Origin of the sequence: Vibrio sp. B181a (assembly GCF_030248375.1) — a bacterium.
Classification (GTDB): domain Bacteria; phylum Pseudomonadota; class Gammaproteobacteria; order Enterobacterales; family Vibrionaceae; genus Vibrio; species Vibrio campbellii.
Window position 1 is genome coordinate 1 of sequence record NZ_JAHGAD010000160.1, and the last position, 716, is coordinate 716.

1 pseudogene is annotated in these 716 nt (G+C 43.6%); it reads right to left on the reverse strand.

Annotated elements, in window-relative coordinates:
* Positions 1 to 270: 270 nt before the first annotated feature.
* A pseudogene (locus KIO97_RS26915) lies at positions 271 to 716 on the reverse strand (ketol-acid reductoisomerase); the annotation flags it as partial.

A 716-nucleotide genomic window follows, 5' to 3' on the forward strand; every position in this document is an offset into this window, starting at 1 on the left:
GGATTCGGGATTCGGGATTCACTTCAATTTTGTCTTCTTAAGGACAAATTCAGTCAACACTTACGATACCTTTACTTCTATCAATTCTATCCCAACGAACATATCTCGACTCCAACAGCGAAGGTGTCCTACAGTTCGAAGAAAAAATCGTTTCCATAAAAACAAAAAGGCTTGGTCAACGGCGACCAAGCCTTTTGATTAGATGTTGTGTTTTATTTTGTATTTATTGACCCCAGTCTATCTGGAGTTCTTTACTAACTTGGATAGGAGTTAGCCGCCTACTGCGATGTTCTTCATATCAGTCATGTAACCACGTAGCTCTTCACCAATGTACTCCACTGGGTGGTTACGGATAGCATCATTTACAGCGATAAGAGTCGCGTTATCTACTTGGTTAGAAGTTTCACCTAGCCCTTTACCAATTACGTCAGTATTTACTGCTGGCATAAACTTCTCACGTAGAAGCGGTGTTGCTACGTTAGCGAACAGGTAGTTACCATATTCCGCAGTGTCTGAGATAACCACGTTCATCTCGTATAGGCGCTTACGTGCGATAGTGTTCGCAATCAGTGGTAGCTCGTGCAGAGACTCGTAGTAAGCAGACTCATCGATGATGCCAGATGCCGTCATTGCTTCAAACGCTAGCTCAACACCCGCACGAACCATAGCAACCATCAGGATACCGTTGTCGAAGTACTCTTGCTCAGAGATTTCTA